We start from the raw sequence: 18,156 nt of genomic DNA, 5'->3' as shown, positions 1-18,156 counted from the left end.
TCATCTCGCATCGCAAGTGAGACGTATGAGTTCGTCGGAGTCTGATCCCGGGTCTCGGTCCGCCCCGCCGTCGCTGTTCAGTCCGCTGAACAGTCGCGTTTTTCGGGCCGTGTGGATCGCCAGCCTGGCTTCGAACTTTGGCTACCTGATCCAGTCGGTGGGCGCGTCGTGGCTGATGACGTCGATCGCCTCGCCGAAGATGGTCGCCCTGGTGCAGGCCTCGGTGACCCTGCCGATCATGCTGCTGTCGCTGCCGGCGGGCGCTCTGGCTGACACATTCGATCGGCGCAAGCTGATGCTGGGCGCCCAGGGCTTCATGCTGGCGGTGTCGATCACGCTCAGCATCTGCACCTTTTCCGGGTTGATCACGCCATGGGTGCTGCTGATGTTCACCTTCCTGATCGGCTGCGGTTCGGCGTTGAACGGCCCGGCCTGGCAGGCCTCGGTCGGCGAGATGGTGCCCAGGCAAGAGATCGCCGGCGCCGTGGCGCTGAACTCCATGGGCTTCAATCTGGCGCGCACCGCCGGCCCTGCGATCGGCGGGATGATCGTCGCCGCCGCCGGGGCCGCCGCGGCGTTCACCGTCAATGTGTTCAGCTATCTGGGACTGATTGTCGTACTGGCGCGCTGGCGGCCGCAGCGCGAGGTCCAGACCCTGCCGCGCGAAGGGCTCGGCGTGGCGATGAGCGCAGGGTTCCGCTATGTGATCATGTCGGGTCGCATCGGGTCGGTCCTGCTTCGCGCTTTTGTGTTCGGCGTCAGCGCGAGCGCGGTCCAGTCCCTGATGCCTCTGATCGCGCGCGACGCCCTAGGCGGCGGGCCGCGCACCTTCGGCCTTCTGCTCGGCGCGTTCGGCGTCGGCGCCGTCGCGGCGGCGGCGACAATGACCAAGCTGCGCGGCCGCTTCTCCAACGAACAGATCGTGCGGTACGCATGCCTGGTGTTCAGCGCATCGACCGTCGCCCTGGCGCTGACCAGCTCGCTGATCGTGGCGGTGATCGTCCTGGCGGTGGGCGGCGGCGGCTGGGTGCTCGCCATGTCGACGTTCAATGTGACCACCCAGATGTCGGCGCCGCGCTGGGTGGTGGCGCGTGCGCTCGCCTTCTATCAGGTGGCCGCGTTCGGCGGCATGGCGCTGGGCAGCTGGGTTTGGGGCATGGTCGCCGAATACGAGGGCCTGAAGCAGGCGCTGTTCGTGTCGGGCGGGCTGCAGTTCGCCTGCGCGTTGATCGGCCTGCGATTTCCGCTCGCCTCCACCTCGGATCTCAGCCTGGATCCGTCCAACCGCTGGCAAGAGCCGAATCTGGCGGTGGATATCCAGCCGACCAGCGGGCCGGTGATCGTCACCGTGCAATATCTGATCGACGACGCTGACATCGACGCCTTCCTGGCCGCCATGGCCGAGCGGCGGCGGATCCGTCGACGCGACGGCGCCCGCAACTGGCGGCTGATGCGCGACCTGGCCGATCCGCGCGTCTGGATCGAACGTTATCAGACGCCGACGTGGGTGGATTACGTGCGGCACAACCAGCGCCCGACGGAGGCCGACAGGGTGATCACCGACCGCGTGCTGGCCCTGCATCGGGGCGGTGAGCGGCCGGTCGTGCATCGCATGATCGAGCGTCAGACACGTATCGCCCCTCATGAGGCGATAAATCCGCAGGGCGTTCCTGATCCCTTGACCGATCCGACCCACGCCGCGTGACGTGCATCGCAGTTAGGGCGCCTTCTTAGGCACGCTCAGTGGCTGGATCTTCACTTGGGCGACGCCGTCTTCCTTCATGCCCAGATGCTCCGCCGCCTTCGGCGAAACGTCGATGATCCGGTCCTTCGCGAAAGGGCCGCGGTCGGTAATCGTGACGTTCACAGACTGACCCGTCGCTTGGTTTGTGACCTTGGCTTTGGTTCCGAACGGCAGGGTGGGACTGGCGGCGGTCAGCTTGGTGGGATCGAACGGCGCGCCGCTGGCGGTGGTCTCGCCGGCGGACTGTTCGCCATAGAACGACGCCTCGCCAGTCTCAGACTTGGGCGGGCGCGCGGCTTCCTCCGCCTGCGCGAGAGTCGTCGCCAAGACGGCGGCGAGGCTGACTAGGACAACGAGGCGACATGGAGTCATGTCACGGCAACGCTCCGCCGCAAGGACCGATCCCCGTTCGGCCAAAGCATGAATTTTCGGGGCTGTTCGGCGGGAGTCCCGGGGCGAGCTGTGGTCTGCGCGCCACATCCGCCCGTCGGTACAAGTCTGCAATCGAACCGTCTCTATGACGCCGCGTTTGTCGCCGACCCACCGGGTTGGGGGACAACCAGTGTGTATCGGAGTTCCAATCGTGAATAAGCTTACGCTCATCGCCGCCGCCGCATCCGCGGTCCTCGTCACCGCAACCCCGCTCATGGCGTCCGCGCAGGACTCCGGGCCGCAGATCTACGGGACGCTCGGCTACGCCCACACAGACGTAGAGGGAGCGGATCTGGGCGCAATCCAGGGGCGGGTCGGCGCCCGCTTCGGCTCCTATCTCGGCGTGGAAGGCGAACTGGCCGGCGGCGTAAAGGAGGACGACGTGACCGTCGCCGGCACGCCGGTGAATGTGAAACTGCAGTCCCAGGTGGCGGTCTATGGCGTCGCCAGCGTTCCGGTGACGCCGAGTGCGGATCTGTTCGCCCGCGTCGGCTACGGGACCAGCAAGATCAAGGGCCAGGTCGGCGGCGTGTCGGCCACTGTGGACGGCGACTCCTGGAATTATGGCGTCGGCGGTCAGTACTTCTTCGACGGCGCCAACGGCGTGCGCGCTGACTACACCCGGCACGATTTCAAGGACGACGGCGACGCCGACGTCTGGTCTCTGGCCTACGTCCGCAAGTTCTAGCCCACCGGGCGGGGAGGGCGGGGCTTCGCCCCGCCCTCCTGCGCAGGCTCAATCCCGTAGCTGGGGCAGGGCCAGCCCGAGCACGGGCCGCGCGCCCAGCAGCTCCCGTCGGAAACGGAACAGCTCCGCCGGCCGCCCGCCGGTCTCTGAATCCAGTCGTCCTAGCCCCTCGACGAGACCGGCGCGCTCCAGCGCCCGGCGGAAGTTCTGTTTGTGCAGCGGCACGCCGGCGATCGCCTCCACGGCCCGCTGCAACGCCGACAGCGTGAAGGCCTCGGTCATCAGCTCGAAGGCGACCGGTCGGTATTTCAGCTTGCCGCGAAGCCGCGACAATGCGGTCGCCAGGATGCGCCGGTGGTCGCTGATCATCGGCTCGCCCAAGGCGGCCCCCAGACCCGTTGCATAGGCCGGCGCGCCTTCGCCGCGGTCGCGGGCGGCCTCCGGCGCGAGGCCGGCCTCGTACAGCAGCTCATAACGCTCCAGTACGCGCTCCTCGTTCCACGCCGCGCCGTCGAGGGCGAACAGCAGCCGGATGCTCGAGGCGCGCCGCGCCGCCTCTGCGCCATGGGCGGCGGCGGCCCAGCTCTGCAGCGCCGGCTCTAGGGCGCCTAAGGCCGCCGGCCGGCCGGCGCGCCAGTCCTCCCACGGGAAGAACCTCGACCAGGCCGACCACTCGGTGTCCGGCGCCTGGGTGTCGACGGCCGCCGGAGTAAGGGCGAGATAGCCCACCGACAGCACGCGCGCGGTGCGCGGCCCATCGCCCATGTCGGCGATCGGCGCGTCGCGGCCCTTGTCGCCGAACGTATAGAGCTGTTCCACATAGCCCAGGTCGAAGCGGGTCTGCTCGGTCACGAAGGCGCGCAGGGCCAGTTCGAAGGTGCGGTGCCCCTCAGGATCGAACGGCCCGAACGGCAGGCCGCGCATGCCTGCGCGCGGACGCACGGTCAGCACCACCGCGTCGTCGTCGCGGATCGCCACCACCACGGCCGATAGTCCGATGACGACAGGGGTGTCCATGCGGGCCTTCAGGTGGGGTTGTGATGGCGGGCGGCGAAGTCGAACGGCCGCGCCAACGTGTGATCGAACTCGCCCATGACCTCGAGCGCAGCGACCATCCGACCGCGGCGTCCCAGCACCTCGTCAGCGAGCGCTACGATGCGGCGGTTGGGAAAGGCGTGGGGCGCGGCTCGGCGCATGGCCAGCGCGATCTCGCGCTCGTCGGCCTCGGCGCTGCGCTCACAGGCCAGCATGAAGGCGGTGGCGGTCGATCGGCTGATTCCAGCCCAGCAGTGGATCAGCATCGGCGCGGCCTCGTCCCAGTCGGCGCCGAAACCCAGGATCTTCTCCACCACGGCGTGGCTGGGCGCGACAAGCCCTTCGGCAGGGGCGGTGATGTCGTTGACGTTGAGCCGCAGGTGGCGGTTCGGCGCCAGGCTGGGCGGGGTCGAGACCGGCGTCGCGGGATCGATGAGCGTGATCATGTGTGACGGCAGGCGATCCTTCGCCAGCCGTTCGACCTCGCTCAATCCGCAGATGATGAACACCATGGCTCCTTCTTAGCCTATTCGGTGTCGAACGCCTGCGCCGTGCTGGTGAAACCCGCCGCTTCCGACAACAGTTCGAAGCGATGGACATAGCGCGCCTGTGCGATGGCCGGCGTCATCGGCTCGACATTGGCGTGGAAGCCCGCCGGCGGCGCGCCGAACAGCTCCAGCGCCTCGGCCTCGCTGAAACCCGCCAGCGCGACCGCCTCGAAATAGGCGCAGGCGCGATCGGCGGCCTTGATCGCGCGTTCCACCGCGGGCGGCGAGCGGGCCGGCAGGCCGAAGCGGACATGGATCGCGGTCTCCAGCCGACCCTCGAACGTGCGGTAGTCCAGGCCAAGCGCCGCCTTGAATGGGCTGATCATGTCGCCGACCACGTACTCCGGGGCGTCGTGCAGCAGCGCCGCGAGCCGCCAGCGCGGCTCGATGTCGGGTTGGACGTGGGCGACGATCTCCTCGACCACCAGAGAATGCTGGGCGACGGAGAAGGGGTGTTCGCCCACCGTCTGGCCGTTCCAGCGCGCGACGCGGGCCAGGCCGTGAGCGATGTCCTCGATCTCGATGTCCATCGGCGAGGGATCCAGCAGGTCGAGTCGGCGGCCCGACAACATTCGCTGCCAGGCGCGCGGTGCGGCCTTCTCGCGACGCAGCCCTTTTCTCACCGATGCGTTCCCTTCACAGTCAAGGTAGGGTTCGGGCCTCCTTAGCCTTGGCGACCCTGAGCGATGAAGGAAAACACATGAGCTGGGCTCGAATCATGGCGCCGCTTAGCGGAGCGGACAGCGACCGCGCGGTCTTGGCCGCGGCGGCGATGCTCGCCGAACCGTTCGGCGCGGAGCTGGCCGGCGTCTACGCGCCGCCGGACGTGGCCGACGTGATGCCCTGGATGGGCGAAGGCCTGATGGGCGGCGTGCAGACCACGGCGCTCGAGTCCCTCCGCGAAGCCGCCGCCAACGGCGAGACCCGCGCCCAGGCCGCGCTCGACGCCTGTCCGTACGCCAAGCGGCGGTTCTTTTCCCTGCAGTCGCCTGTGTGGGCCGGCCTGTCGGCGGAGGCGCGGCTGTCCGACGTGGTGGTGTTCAGCAATGATTCCGCCCGCGGTCGCGGTCCGTTGGCCGAGAGCTTCCAACAGGTCATGGCCGACGAACAGCGCCCGGTGCTGATCGCACGCGAAGGCCTGCGGCCCGGCGGGGTGATCGCCGTGGCGTGGGACGGCGGCAAGGAGGCTTCGCGCGCCGCGCGCCTCGCTCTGCCGATGCTGGAGAAGGCCGAACGCGTGGTGATTCTGGCGGCGCCCAAGTCGGCGTCGCGCAGCTTCGAACCCTCGCGCCTGCAGGCCTATTACGCCGCGCGTGGTGTGAACGCCGAGCTTGATGTGCTGAGCGACGGCGGTGAGGTCGCGCCGGCGCTGCAGGACGGTGCGGCGCGCGCCGGGGCCCATCTGCTGGTCGCCGGCGCCTTCGGCCACCCCCGGCTCAAGGAGTTCATCTTCGGCGGCACCACCCGCAGCCTGCTGAACATCGAGCAACCGTCTCTCTTCCTGTCGCACTAGATTCCCCGTCCCACTAGATTCAAGGTGACCCTATGTCCTTGTCGCGCATCGTCATGCGGCTTGCCCGCAATCCCGGCACCGAGTTCGCAGGCGGCGACGACCATCGCGGGTACGCCCTGACGGCGCCGCTGCTGCCCGACGGCAAGCTCGACGAGGCGGCCTACGCCAAGGCGAGAGACGCCTGCACCGTGCGCCGCTTCGCGCCTGACGAAGACGCCGTTGACGGCCGGCTGGCGCGCAAAGGCCAGCGCTGGTTCTTCGACTATGACGAAGAGGATTCGGCCGACGACGAGCCGGTCCACCGCCTGGGCGAGCATAGGTTCGCGGTCGGCGAATACGTCACCATCACCGATGAGGACGGCCGTCCGCTGACCTACAAGGTGGTCGAGGTGCAGCCGGCGACCTGAGGCCCCGGCCGTCGTGCGCGTCGCTCGGGGCTATTGTCCCGGGCGGGGCGTGCCGGCCGCGCCTTCGCGACGGGCGAGGAACGCCAGCCGTTCGAACAGATGGACGTCCTGCTCGTTCTTCAGCAGCGCCCCGTGCAGCGGCGGGATCAGCTTGGTGGGGTCGCGCTCGCGCAGCGTCTCCTCGCTGATGTCCTCCGACATCAGCAGTTTCAGCCAGTCGAGCAACTCCGACGTCGAGGGCTTCTTCTTCAGGCCCGGCACCTTGCGCATGTCGTAGAAGATGCGCAGCGCCTCGGCGACCAGCTTCTGCTTCACGCCCGGATAGTGGACCTCGACGATCTCGTTCATCGTCTCGACGTCGGGGAAGCGGATGTAGTGGAAGAAGCAGCGGCGCAGGAAAGCGTCCGGCAGCTCCTTTTCGTTGTTAGAGGTGATCAGGACGATCGGGCGGATCGCGGCCTTGATCGTCTCGTTGGTCTCGTAGACGTAGAATTCCATCCGATCGAGCTCCTGCAGGAGGTCATTCGGGAACTCGATATCGGCCTTGTCGATCTCGTCGATCAGCAGCACGGGGCGCTGGGGCGCATCGAACGCCTCCCAGAGCTTGCCCTTTTTGATGTAGTTGCGGACGTCCTTCACCCGCTCTTCGCCGAGCTGGCTATCCCGCAGGCGGGTCACCGCGTCGTATTCATAGAGGCCCTGATGCGCCTTGGTGGTCGACTTGATGTGCCAGGTGATCAGCGGCGCGTTCAGCGCCTCGGCGATCTCATAGGCGAGCACAGTCTTGCCGGTCCCGGGTTCGCCCTTGATCAGCAGCGGGCGCTCCAGCGCGATCGCGGCGTTGACCGCGACCTTGAGGTCTTCGGTCGCGACGTACTTCTCTGTGCCTTCGAAGCGGTTGGTCATGGGCTCCTCGCGGACTCTCGCATCGTGGGCTCGCACGCCCGCGCGATTTCAAACAGGTGTTCAATCACGCGCAGCCTAACGAGCGCGGCGCGACATTCAAGGCGCGCCGCGCTCGCAGAGTGAAAATGAGCCAGTCGTCAGTCGTTGTCCTTGGCCAGGCCGTTCTCGTCGGAATAGCCCATCCGCTGCAGATCGGCGTCGCCGACGCCCTTCGACTGGAAGTCGGTGAACCTGTCTTCGCCGCCGGCGACCAGGTCTGCGTCGGCCACCTCGTCGAGGCCTTCGATATTGTCGGGATCGTCGAGTGCGTCCTCGTCGAAGGAATCGACGTCGTCGGTGAGGTCGGTCTCGTCGGCGGCCAGCAACTCGGTGACGTCGTCGTCTTCCTCCAGATCCTCGTCGTCGATCGCCTCTTCGTCGAAATCTGCGGCGTCGAGCGCCACGGCCTCGTCCTCATCGGCGTCGCCGTCGGCCCGTGTCACGTCGAAGACGTCGACCAGATCCTCGAAGGTGCGCAATTCGCCGGGGCCTTCGCCGCCGTCGTAGTTGGTCTCGTCGAGGACCTCGGCGCGGTCCTGGTCGTCGAAGCCTTCGTCGGTTTCCGGGCCGGGCATCGGGAGATCCTCCATTGCGGCGGCGCGGGGGCGCCGGTTCGAATGGGAAACCCGTGCGTGCGCCTAGTGTTCCGCGGCGGCGAAAGCGGCCAGGTCGTCGGCCACCGCTTGCATCACGCCCGCCCATTCGCCGAAGGCGGATGGCGCATAAAGGCGCGTCTGCGGATACCAGAGGTAGCGGTCCGCCCCGAGCCTGGGCCAGGCGCCGGGCGTGGAGATCAGCCATGTCGGCGCACCGCAGGCGCCGGCGAGGTTCAGGGTCGCGTTGCTGAAGCCGATGGTCAGATCGAGCGCGCAGGTCAGCGCGGCCACATCGTCCAGGTCGGCTTTCAGATCGATCCCGGGCGGTGTCCAGATGCTGACGCCCAGCTCACGCTCCGCCTGCTCGATCTCTTCGGCGCAATCGCCGTACTGCAGGTTGACGAAAGCGACGCCCGGCGTGCGCAGCACGGTTTCCCACTGCTCGAAGGGCGAGAAGTAGCGGCTGCGCGCACCGGCCTTGATCAGGCTCTTCCACAGCAGTCCGACGCGCGGGCCGGGCAGCGCCTGCTCCACCACGGCGCGCCAATGCGCCACACGCGCGGGGTCGGGGATGAGATAGCGGTCGCGCAAGGGAAAGGCTTCCGGCGAGCGGCGGAATTCACGCAGCAGCGAGCCGATCGGCGTCCAAAGGTCGATGTCCGCGTGGTCCTCCAGGAAGGGCGTCAGGCGCACGCTGCGCCCGCCTGCCGAGAAGGTGGCGTGGGCGCCGACGCGCGCGCCCGGGAAGCTGCGCTCGAACAACGGGACCAGGCGCTTCTCGACGGCGATGGAGAGCCGCCCATCGGGACCCAGCGCTTTGACGACGTCGGGCAGGGTGTTGGCGAACAGCACCTCGTCGCCCAGGCCCTGTTCGCCGATTACCAGCAGCGACTTCCCGGCCAGATCGTCGCCCGGCGCCCAGCGTGGCCGGTCGACCATGAACTGGGTCACGTCGGCGAACTGCGGATCGAGCCTGGCTTCGTAGGCGTCCCAGCCATCGGCGAGGCGCCCGTCGGCGATCAGGATGGTCGAGCGGGCGAGCTGCATCATCTGGCGTTCGCCCTCCGGCGGCTTCAACGCCATGGCCGCCTCGCAGTCCTCCAGCGCGCCGGCCACGTCGCCGAGCGCCAGGCGGGTGTTGCCGCGGTTATAGCGGGCCTTGGCGAACACCGGATCGAGGCGCAACGCCTCTTCGAAGAACACCCGCGCGGTGTGCACCTCGCCCTGCTCGGTAACCACGGTGCCGAGCGTGTTCCACATCATCGGGACTTCGGGATTGGCCAGCAGCGCGTCCTTCAGGATCGCGGCGGCCTCGTCGTGGCGGCCCATGTCGCGCACCGCGCAGGCCAGGTTATTGGCGCCCTCGGGATTGAACGGGTGGCGATCGACGAAGTGCCGGAACAGCTTCTCGGCCTGTTCGACCATGCCCATGCGAAACGCCAGGCGCCCGAGGTCGTTGGCGACCTCCGCGTGGTCCGGCAGCAGGCTCAGCGCGGACTCGTAGCAGCGGATGGAAGAGACGAAGTCGCCAGCGGCTTCGCGGGCGAAGGCCAGCAGGTACCAGGCGAGCCCGTTACGCTCGTCCTTCTCCAGCGTCTTGATCGCCCATTCGGCGCCGGTCTGGGCGTCACCGGAATTCAGCGCGTTGATCGAGGCCTGCAGCAGCGGCTGGATGGCGATGGCGCGCAGTTCGGCCACCGCGGCGTCCAGCTTGGCCAACGCCTCGCTCGACCCCGAACGGCCCATGGCCTCGGCCGAAAGACGGGGCGGCGTCGCCACGGCGCCTGCTTCCAGCGCAGTTTGCGAGACGGCGCTGGTTTGGCCCGGACGCGACATGGCCTGCGACTCCCCAAGGGGTGAGAATTGGGCCATGCTTCGCGCGCGCATGCCTAACCTTTCCTTAAGCTCATCGCCCGGGCTGCGTGCAATGGCCCGTTAACTCGCGCCGTATAGAGGAGTGGATCGTCCGATCCGCCTCGGGGGGCGTCACTCGGAACAAGGTTGGCTCGTTTCGACGCCAATCGAGGGAGTCGGAATTTGCCGCTCAAATTGTCGCTGAAGCCGGGCGAGAAGTTCGTGCTGAACGGCGCTGTCGTGCAGAACGGGGACCGCCGCGGCGTGCTCGTCCTGCAGAACAAGGCGTCGGTCCTTCGCGAGAAGGACATCATGCAGGAAGAAGACGTCACCACGCCGGCCCGGCGGATCTATTTCCCGATGATGATGATGTACCTCGATGAGGCTGGGGCCGCTCGTTATTACGACGAGTTCGTCCAGCGCCTCGCCGAGTTCATGGGGGTGATCGGCAATCCGCAGGTGCTCGCGGAATGCGTGGCCATCTCCAAGCACTGCATGGAGCGCGAATACTACAAGGCGCTGATGCTGTGTCGGAAGTTGATCGAGTACGAAGACGAGAGGTTGGGCAATGTCCCTGCGAGCTTACCAGCAAGCCACAGCGAGAGCTGAATCCCCGCGCGAGGCGGAATACCGCCTGTTCGGGCAGGTCACGCGCGCGCTGATGTCCGCGGCGGAGGCCGATCCGACGGATGCGCGGACCCGTGTCGACGCGCTCGACTGGAACCGGCGTCTCTGGTCGACGCTGGGCTCCGACTGCGCGGACTCCAAGAACGGCCTGCCGGCGCCGCTGCGCGCCTCGATCATCTCGCTCAGCATCTGGGTGGACAAACACACCAGTGCGGTGATCCGTCGCGAGGAGGAGATCGAACCTCTGATCGACGTCAATCGAATGATCATGCAGGGCCTCGGCGGCGAAGGCTGACCTGAAGCGTGCCGGGGCCAGGTCCCGGCGTTATCTTTACCTCGAACCCGCTCATCCCGACGAAAGTCGGGACCCAAGCGGGCTGTCCGCGCGCAAACCGAAACTCAGCGTGGGCCCCGGCTTTCGCCGGGGTGAGCGGTTAAGGGCGCGGCCTGTCCGCATCGCAGCGCCATCCTCGGGCGTGTCCCGAGGATCCATGAACACCGCCGTCGCGGGGTTGCGCGGCGGCTCGGCTATCTTGCTTGCGTCTCCGGGGTGCATCGATCCTCGGGACAAGCCCGAGGATGACGCTGCTGACGCGCACCAGCATTCCGCCCGGCGCCGCTTGCCCACCAGCGGTAGGCAGGAAGTGCCGGGTGGATTCGCGACTAGGCAAAAACTGCCGGCTCAAAGCATGGATAACAGCCCTATAACGCAATGATTTCCATGTGTTGTGGCGTCGGCCCCCTGACAGCGCAGTGGCCCGCGCCTTGCTCGGGGAGGGGCGGGCAAAACGCCCACGGTCGCCAAAATGGCGGCCGACCTTCCTGAGAATAGGGAATTACTCGTATGCCGATGAACAGCGTCAATACGAACGTGGGCGCCCTGGTGGCCCTGCAAAACCTGAACTCCACCAACAACGAGTTGATGACGACGCAAGCGCGCATCAACACGGGTAAGAAAGTGGCCAGCGCGAAAGACAACGGCGCTATCTGGGCTATCGCTCAGAACCAGCGTGCGACGTCGAACGCCCTGAACGCCGTCCGTTCCTCGCTGCAACGCGGTCAGTCGACCGTCGACGTGGCGCTGGCGGCCGGTGAAACGGTTTCGGACCTTCTGCTTCAAATGAAGGAAAAGGCCCTCGCGGCTTCCGACACGACCCTCGACACGGCCAGCCGTACCGCCCTGAACGACGAGTTCAAGTCGCTCCGGGATCAGATCACCAAGGCCGTGACCAACGCCGACTTCAACGGCTCGAACATGATCAAGGCCTCCGGCGCGACCGTCATGGCTCTGGCCAACGCGGACGGCACGTCGAAGATCACCGTCGCGGCTCAAAGCCTGGCGCTGGGCAGCACTGCGCTGACCGGCATCGCGGCCACGGCCTCGATCGGCACTCAGACCATCGCGAATGCGATGATCGCCACCGTCAACACCGCCATCGGCGCTGTCTCGACCGCTCTGTCGAAGCTGGGTACGGGCTCCAAGTCGCTCGCCTCCCATCTGAGCTTCATCGACAAGCTGCAGGACAGCCTGGACGCCGGTGTCGGCAATCTGGTGGACGCCGACCTGGCGAAGGAAAGCGCGCGATTGCAGGCTCTGCAGACGAAGCAGCAGCTCGGCATTCAGGCGCTATCGATCGCTAACCAATCGTCCTCGATCCTGCTCGGCTTGTTCCGATAGGCGAGGCGCGACGCCGCGGGTGAAAGCCCGCGGCAGGCTGCCGCGGCGGGGAGGGAGACCTCTCCGCCGTGAGCATTCCCCGAAACGCCCGAGCTTACGACCGCCGGGCGGCTCAACGGAGAGTACCGTGTCGAGAATACCGTCCACACAGGAGGCGGGTCTCATTCCTCCCATCCGGAACGTGGCGCCAGAGCCCGCAGCTCCCGCCAAGATCATTCCCGGGGAGACCGCCAGCCAGACCGACCTGCGTCTGGTGATAGAAGAAGACCAGGCCAATGGATCATACGTCTACAAGACCGTCGATCGGCTGACGGGCGAGGTGATCGCCCAGATCCCGCGCGAGAACGTCCTGCGCCTCAAGCGTGAGGCCGAGTACGAAGCCGGCGCCATGATCCGCGCCAAGGTCTGACGCCGGCCGGGCTTCCGGAGAGGCGACTTGCGAGTGTTAACCGCCCCGGTCCCGCCGGTGGCGGCCGCGTCATATGGGCGCGTTAACTTTCTGGACACCATGAATCCGTAGCTTCCTGGCCACGGGGGCTGCGTCGCGAATCGAGCGAGCGCCCCTCGGAGCCGGGAGCCGTCGATGTCCATCAGCGTCCATACCAACAAGTCGGCGCTCGTGGCGCTGCAGAACCTGAATAAAACCAACGACGATCTCGCGGGCGCGCAGAACCGGATCAATACCGGCCTGAAGATCGCCAACGCCAAGGACAACGCCGCGGTGTGGTCCATCGCCCAGGGCCAGCGCGCCGACATCGGCGCCTTGTCGGCGGTGCGTATGAGCCTGGACCGGGCGAAGTCGATCTCCGACGTTGCGATGAGCGCGGGCGAGTCGGTGTCCGACCTGCTGGTGCAGTTGAAGGAGAAGGTGGTCACCGCGCTCGATCCGTCGCTCGACACCGCATCCCGCACGGCCGTCAATTCGGACTACAAGTCGCTGCTGCGGCAGATCACCCAAGTGGTGCAGAACTCCGCGTTCGACGGCGCCAACATCCTCAACGGCAGCATCACCGGCGGCATCCGCTTCCTCGCCAACGCCGACGCCAACGCCTACATCACGCTGTCCAGCAAGAACCTGTCTCTCGGCGGCTCGATCATCACCATGGCGGCGGCCTCGTCGATCGGCACCGTGACGCTGGCCACCAGCATCATGACCCAGCTCGATGCGTCGATCGCCAACGTCAACCAGTCGCTGGGCGACCTGGGCTCGCAGGCCAAGCAGATCGAGAATCACAACGTCTTCGTCTCCAAACTGACCGACGTGCTCGAATCGGGCGTCGGCAACCTGGTGGACGCCGACATCGCCAAGGAGAGCGCGCGCCTGCAGGCCTTGCAGGTGCAGCAGCAGCTGGGCGCCCAGGCTCTTTCGATCGCTAACCAGGCGCCGCAGATCATCCTGCGGCTCTTCCAGTAAGCTTCTGAATTCATCTCCAGTTTGACGGGGGCGTTACGAAGGGCTCCGCGCCGATGCGCGGGGCCTTTTTGTTGTCGGCTTAACGGACCGTCAGCCTTGATCGTGCATGCTTCGACTGCGGACCTGCGTCCGCGGACGGAATGCGATGACCATCGGCTTCGACACCAATATCCTGCTCAACTACTACCAGTCGCGCGCCGGCGTACCGGTGACGACGGGTTCGAGCGGGACGTCGACCAGAGCCAAGGTCGCGCCGACCGCACCATGGTCCGGCCAGGGCATGACCACGGCCCAAGCCAGCGCGGCGGTGAAGGACGCGCTGCTCGGGCGCAAGCTGATCAACGAAGGCGCGGCGCAGTTGGACCTGGCGGGCGCCAGCGACGACTACAAGAAGCTGTTCGCGCTCTATCAGGGCCTCAACACCCTGAGCGGCGTCGCCGAGCGCGCCCAGGCGAAGCTGCTGACCGATACCGAGCTGCGACGCATCCAGTCGGTGTTCGCCAAGGGCCTGGCCGAGGTTTCCACCTATGCCGACGACGCCCAGCTCGACCTGCTGCGCCTGACCAAGGGCGAAGCGGCGACCAGCGCGCGCACCACAGCCAGCGTGCCTCGCGCCAAGACCGAATACGTCACCGCGCCGCTGGTCAGCGGATCAAGCGGCGGCGTGGTTGCGGCGTTCCAAGGTGACGTGAAGTTCGACATCAAGGTCAAGCGCGTCAACGTCGACCACACGGTCAGCATCGACCTGTCCCAGATGGGGGCCCAGGACCGCACGCTGGGCAATGTGATCACCTTCATCAATCAGAAGCTACAGGACGAGGGGCTGTCGACGCGGTTCGCCAGCCAGCGGATCGCCGGCGCGCCGCGCACGACCGTGGTCGGCGGCAAGACTGTCAGCCTGGGTAATTCGCCCGATCAGTGGGCGCTGAAAATCAAGGCCGACTCCGGCGAGACGGTCAGCTTCGATGCGCCGGTCACCGCGCCGTCGGTCTACCTGACCCAGAAGGTCGGCAACCCCGATCCCGACGGCAAGGCATCCACCAAGGACGGCGTGACGCCCAGCCAACTCCTCAAATTCCAGACCGATTCCAGTCAGGTGTCCGCCCCGCAGCAAGGGACGGGTTCGACCTATTGGGTCGAAGGCCGTTCGTTCGCCGTGACCCTTGGTCCGGAAGTCGACGCCGTGCGCGCCTCGGCCACCGGTCCGGACGGTTCGGTCTATGTGCTGGCCGACGTCAGCGCCAAGATCGGCGGCCAGACGATCAAGGGCGAACAGGATGTCGCCCTGCTGAAGTACGACTCTGCCGGTAACGTCGTCTATCGGCGCACCCTGGGGGCGTCCGACACCGCGAGCGGCCTGGCGTTGGCGATATCGGCCGACGGCCAGGTGGCGATCGCCGGATCGGTCAAGGGGACGCTGGGCGGCGCGGTCGATGGGCCGCTCAACTCCGGCGCGACGGGCTCGTTCGCCGACAACACCGACAGCTTCGTCACCCTGTACGACAAGGACGGCCAGGAACTGTGGACCCAGCGTCGCGGCGCACGCGCCGACGATGCGGCGACGCAATTGACCTTCGGCGCGGACGGCACGGTGTTCGTGGCCGGCGACGCCAAGTCGACCATGCCCGGCGCCACTGCGCTCGGCGGTCGAGACGGCTATATCGAAGGCTTCAAGGCCGGCGCCGACGGCAAGGTCAAGGCGGTGTTCACCCAGCAATTCGGGACCGCCAGCGACGATCATTCGGCCGGCATGGTGATGGACGGGACCGCGCTGGTGGTGGCGAGCGTCGAAAACGGCCGCGCGGTGCTGCGTCGCTTCGACACCACCGCCCAGCCGCCGACCCTGATGGCCACGCGCGACCTGGGCGACCTGCAGGGCGGCAGCATCGCCGGCATCGCGATGGACAACGGCCAACTGGTGATCGCCGGCACGGCGGCCAATCCGGCGCTGTCGGCGGGGACGATCACGCGGGCGCACGCCGGCGGCTCCGACGCCTTCGCGGCGCGGATCTCCGCCGACCTCAATGCCAGCGGAAGCGACCGACTGGCCTATTACGGCGGCTCCGGCGACGACAAGGCGACGGCGCTGGCCGTCTCCGGCGGACAGGTGTGGATCGCCGGCTCCGCCGGGACCGACCTGCCGAACCAGGATCCGATGGGCAAGAAGGACGGGTTCCTCACGCGCCTCGACGTCAACACCGGCGCCGTCGACTGGTCGCGCCGCTTCACTGGCAAGGACGGCTACGCCGCGCCGACCTCGATCGCCGTCGACGCGACGGGATCCAGCGTCCTCGATAAGCTGGGCCTGCCGCGAGGCACGATCGACACGACGGATTCCACCCAGCTCACCGCCCAGACGGCGCTGCGGGCCGGAGACTATTTCACTGTGCGCGCCGGCGATGGCCGCCGCGTGCCGGTGACCATCGACACCAAGGACACCCTCGACACCCTGGCGGTGAAGGTGCGCCGCGCCCTGGGCTTCCAGGCCAAGGTGGACATTGTCACCATCGAGGGCGGGCGACGCCTGCAGATCAAGCCGTTGAACCCGCGCTCGCTGATCGAGATCGAACCCGGGAAGGGCGACAAGGACGCGCTGGCGAGCCTCGGCCTGCCGGAGGGCTTGGTGCGTGCGACCGTGACCAATGCCGCCGGCAAGCTGGTGCCCGCCGACGGCAAGCCGAATATCTACGGCCTGGGCCTGCCGGCCGACCTGAACCTCAGCGATCCCGACCAGATCAAGCATACGATCGCCGAGATCGCCGCGGCGATGGGCGTGATCCGTACCGCCTACAAGGACCTGGTCACCGCGGCGACGCCGAAGAGCGCCCAGTCGACGGCCGCCGCCGCCAGCGGCCCGGTTCCGGCCTACCTGACCAACCAGATCGCCAACTACCAGGCCGCCCTCGACCGACTGACCGCCTAAGCGACTTCGGTCGCCACCGCCCGCCACCGCTTGAAACGCGCGGGCGCGCGGTCTAGCCAGGACGCATGGACTTCCTCAAGGACCGCCAGGGCCGGCTCGTGCTCATCGGGGGCGCGCTGGCGTTGCTTGCGGGGCTGGGTATCGCCGCCGGTCTCGGCCTTCGCCATCGCGACGATACCCCGCCGCCGCCGCCCGCATCGCAAGGCGGCCTGGTGATCGAGACCGGGCAGGGTGAGGAGGCCTCCCTCGATCCCGCCAAGCCGCTGCGCTGCTTCGTCGCCGGCCAGTTTGTCGGTGAACTGACGCTGAGCGACTGCGCGACGCGAAACGGCGTCGCCACCGGGGCTTTGGACGTGGGCGTCGATGAAACGGGTGCGCTGGCCGCCGCGGACGCCGCCGGCACGGTGCTGACGCCCCTGCCGCCCGTGACGGTGGCGCTTCAGCCGAAGCCGGCCTCCGCGCCTGTCGCCGTCGCGCCTGTCGCCGGGCCGCCGGCGGGCGCGTGCTGGCGTTACGCGCAGGGAGAATGGCGCCAGTTGCCTGCCGATCTCAGCCTCGATGGCTGCGTGCAGGCGCTTTTCGCCGGACGCTGTGAGCGGCCGGGCGGGGCCACCTACGGCCGTTGGATGGCTCAGACGCTGCGTCTGGTCCCCGGGCGCGTCGAGGTGTCGGAAGACAACCGCAGCTTCCGCAAGCTCGCCGACCAGGCCGCCGGCTGTGTCATTCCCCCGCTCGCGTAGTTCTCGCACCAGCGCATTGCCGCGTGTAGGTTGATCGCATGCTTCGACCCCTGCTGATCGCGTCTCTCGCCGCCGGCTTGCTGCTCGCCGGCTGCGCCAAGCGCACCCTGCCGCCCGGCGACGTCGGCGTCTGCTTCCACGTCGTCCAGAAGGATGGCAAGCTGAGATACAACCGCCTCGTGGAGAACGTGCCGAGCCTGGAACGCTGTGCGGCGAACCTTGAGGCGATGCGCATAAAATTCCTCAGGATGGGGGGTAATACGCGAGACATTACAGGCGCTTATCAGGGAAATTTCCTCTTCATCGATCGTCAGGGAGTCTTCACCTCGTCATCGCTTGAGACGCACGGTTACCTGGCGCTGGTGCGGACCGGCGACGGACGTCTGGCGATCCCCGGAGCCGTCAGCCAACAGTAGGTCGGTCGCGGAACGAATATAGAACATTGCCTCGATTTGAACCCGAGGCTAGCGTGGCGGCGGGCGTTGGCCCGCTAAATCAACAACGGTGGGAATTGCGACATGGCGGGCAGCGTCAACAAGGTCATTCTGATCGGCAACCTCGGGGCAGACCCCGAAATCCGCACGCTCACGTCCGGCGACCGGGTGGCGAACCTGCGTATCGCCACTTCGGAGTCCTGGCGCGACCGCGGCTCGGGCGAGCGTAAGGAGCGTACCGAGTGGCACCGGGTGGTGATCTTCAACGACAATCTGGTGAAGGTCGCCGAGAGCTACCTGCGCAAGGGCTCTAAGGTGTATCTTGAAGGCGCGATCCAGACGCGCAAATGGACCGATCAGTCGGGTGTCGAGAAGTACTCCACCGAGGTCGTGCTGCAGAAATTCCGTGGCGAGCTGACCATGCTGGACGGACGCGGCGACGGCGATCCCGATCGCGAGGGCGGCGCAAGCTACGGCGGCGGTTTCTCCAGCGGCGGCGGCGGCGGACCACGCGCCGCGAGCTCGGGTCCGCGCGAGGAGTTTTCCGCCGACCTGGACGACGAGATCCCGTTCTAGGT

20 protein-coding genes are annotated in these 18,156 nt (G+C 67.3%); 13 read left to right on the top strand and 7 right to left on the bottom strand.

Features of this window, described 5'->3' with window-relative positions; all coding sequences use genetic code 11:
• The first annotated feature begins 25 nt into the window (after positions 1-25).
• Positions 26-1,705 carry an MFS transporter gene (locus Q8R27_RS02640; protein ID WP_305697554.1) on the top strand — a complete coding sequence of 560 codons (1,680 nt, stop codon included), beginning with the start codon at positions 26-28 and terminating at the stop codon, positions 1,703-1,705.
• A 12-nt stretch (positions 1,706-1,717) separates the two neighbouring features.
• On the opposite strand, the gene Q8R27_RS02635 is transcribed toward Q8R27_RS02640, so the two are convergent.
• Positions 1,718-2,071, bottom strand: a complete 354-nt coding sequence (locus Q8R27_RS02635) for a septal ring lytic transglycosylase RlpA family protein (RefSeq protein ID WP_305697553.1) — start codon at positions 2,069-2,071, stop codon at positions 1,718-1,720.
• Positions 2,072-2,327: 256 nt separating this feature from the next.
• Here Q8R27_RS02635 and Q8R27_RS02630 point away from each other — a divergent pair, with 256 nt between their 5' ends.
• Positions 2,328-2,864 (top strand): porin family protein, encoded by a 537-nt coding sequence (locus Q8R27_RS02630; RefSeq protein ID WP_305697552.1) that lies wholly within the window; start codon positions 2,328-2,330, stop codon positions 2,862-2,864.
• Between the two features lie 48 nt (positions 2,865-2,912).
• On the opposite strand, the gene Q8R27_RS02625 is transcribed toward Q8R27_RS02630, so the two are convergent.
• From Q8R27_RS02625 to Q8R27_RS02615, 3 genes are read right to left on the bottom strand one after another with little or no spacing between them, the layout of a single operon-like run.
• Complete coding sequence (locus Q8R27_RS02625; protein ID WP_305697551.1) at positions 2,913-3,881, bottom strand: NAD regulator; 969 nt, start codon at positions 3,879-3,881, stop codon at positions 2,913-2,915.
• An 8-nt stretch (positions 3,882-3,889) separates the two neighbouring features.
• Positions 3,890-4,411 (bottom strand): tyrosine phosphatase family protein, encoded by a 522-nt coding sequence (locus Q8R27_RS02620; protein ID WP_305697550.1) that lies wholly within the window; start codon positions 4,409-4,411, stop codon positions 3,890-3,892.
• Between the two features lie 14 nt (positions 4,412-4,425).
• On the bottom strand, positions 4,426-5,019 hold the full coding sequence (locus tag Q8R27_RS02615) for an HD family hydrolase (RefSeq protein WP_305697563.1): 594 nt from the start codon (positions 5,017-5,019) through the stop codon (positions 4,426-4,428).
• Between the two features lie 128 nt (positions 5,020-5,147).
• On the opposite strand from Q8R27_RS02615, the gene Q8R27_RS02610 reads away from it, so the two are divergent.
• Both Q8R27_RS02610 and Q8R27_RS02605 read left to right on the top strand, forming a co-directional pair.
• Entirely contained in the window at positions 5,148-5,960 is an 813-nt protein-coding gene (locus tag Q8R27_RS02610) for a universal stress protein (protein ID WP_305697549.1), read from the top strand.
• 32 nt (positions 5,961-5,992) lie between these two features.
• Entirely contained in the window at positions 5,993-6,367 is a 375-nt protein-coding gene (locus Q8R27_RS02605) for a hypothetical protein (protein ID WP_305697548.1), read from the top strand.
• Between the two features lie 30 nt (positions 6,368-6,397).
• Here Q8R27_RS02605 and Q8R27_RS02600 read toward each other — a convergent pair whose 3' ends face one another.
• From Q8R27_RS02600 to Q8R27_RS02590, 3 genes are all read right to left on the bottom strand, one after another.
• A complete protein-coding gene (locus Q8R27_RS02600; protein ID WP_305598431.1) occupies positions 6,398-7,273 on the bottom strand; it encodes a MoxR family ATPase in 876 nt (291 codons plus the stop codon).
• 137 nt (positions 7,274-7,410) lie between these two features.
• Positions 7,411-7,887, bottom strand: a complete 477-nt coding sequence (locus tag Q8R27_RS02595) for a primosomal protein (protein WP_305697547.1) — start codon at positions 7,885-7,887, stop codon at positions 7,411-7,413.
• A 63-nt stretch (positions 7,888-7,950) separates the two neighbouring features.
• A complete protein-coding gene (locus tag Q8R27_RS02590) occupies positions 7,951-9,744 on the bottom strand; it encodes a tetratricopeptide repeat protein (RefSeq protein WP_305697546.1) in 1,794 nt (597 codons plus the stop codon).
• 201 nt (positions 9,745-9,945) lie between these two features.
• Here Q8R27_RS02590 and flbT point away from each other — a divergent pair, with 201 nt between their 5' ends.
• From flbT to ssb, 9 genes are all read left to right on the top strand, one after another.
• Positions 9,946-10,371 carry a flagellar biosynthesis repressor FlbT gene (gene flbT, locus Q8R27_RS02585; protein ID WP_305697545.1) on the top strand — a complete coding sequence of 142 codons (426 nt, stop codon included), beginning with the start codon at positions 9,946-9,948 and terminating at the stop codon, positions 10,369-10,371.
• The gene (flaF, locus tag Q8R27_RS02580) at positions 10,331-10,684 is read left to right on the top strand and encodes a flagellar biosynthesis regulator FlaF (RefSeq protein WP_305697544.1); all 354 of its coding nucleotides are present in this window, start codon (positions 10,331-10,333) and stop codon (positions 10,682-10,684) included. The genes flbT and flaF overlap by 41 nt, the downstream gene beginning before the upstream one ends.
• A gap of 549 nt (positions 10,685-11,233) precedes the next feature.
• Positions 11,234-12,067 carry a flagellin gene (locus tag Q8R27_RS02575; protein WP_305697543.1) on the top strand — a complete coding sequence of 278 codons (834 nt, stop codon included), beginning with the start codon at positions 11,234-11,236 and terminating at the stop codon, positions 12,065-12,067.
• 181 nt (positions 12,068-12,248) lie between these two features.
• Positions 12,249-12,476: a flagellar protein FlaG gene (locus Q8R27_RS02570; RefSeq protein ID WP_305697542.1), complete on the top strand. Its 228-nt coding sequence runs from the start codon at positions 12,249-12,251 to the stop codon at positions 12,474-12,476.
• Positions 12,477-12,650: 174 nt separating this feature from the next.
• The gene (locus Q8R27_RS02565) at positions 12,651-13,481 is read left to right on the top strand and encodes a flagellin (protein ID WP_305697541.1); all 831 of its coding nucleotides are present in this window, start codon (positions 12,651-12,653) and stop codon (positions 13,479-13,481) included.
• Between the two features lie 145 nt (positions 13,482-13,626).
• Positions 13,627-16,404 (top strand): hypothetical protein, encoded by a 2,778-nt coding sequence (locus Q8R27_RS02560; RefSeq protein WP_305697540.1) that lies wholly within the window; start codon positions 13,627-13,629, stop codon positions 16,402-16,404.
• A gap of 65 nt (positions 16,405-16,469) precedes the next feature.
• A complete protein-coding gene (locus Q8R27_RS02555) occupies positions 16,470-17,144 on the top strand; it encodes a hypothetical protein (RefSeq protein WP_305697539.1) in 675 nt (224 codons plus the stop codon).
• 38 nt (positions 17,145-17,182) lie between these two features.
• Entirely contained in the window at positions 17,183-17,560 is a 378-nt protein-coding gene (locus Q8R27_RS02550) for a hypothetical protein (RefSeq protein WP_305697538.1), read from the top strand.
• 102 nt (positions 17,561-17,662) lie between these two features.
• Positions 17,663-18,154 carry a single-stranded DNA-binding protein gene (ssb, locus tag Q8R27_RS02545; RefSeq protein WP_305697537.1) on the top strand — a complete coding sequence of 164 codons (492 nt, stop codon included), beginning with the start codon at positions 17,663-17,665 and terminating at the stop codon, positions 18,152-18,154.
• The last annotated feature ends 2 nt before the right edge of the window (positions 18,155-18,156 follow it).

Origin of the sequence: Phenylobacterium sp. (assembly GCF_030697305.1) — a bacterium.
Lineage (GTDB): Bacteria > Pseudomonadota > Alphaproteobacteria > Caulobacterales > Caulobacteraceae > Phenylobacterium.
The sequence above is the reverse complement of the archived record's forward strand: the minus strand, read 5'-3'. Positions and strand labels throughout refer to the sequence as shown.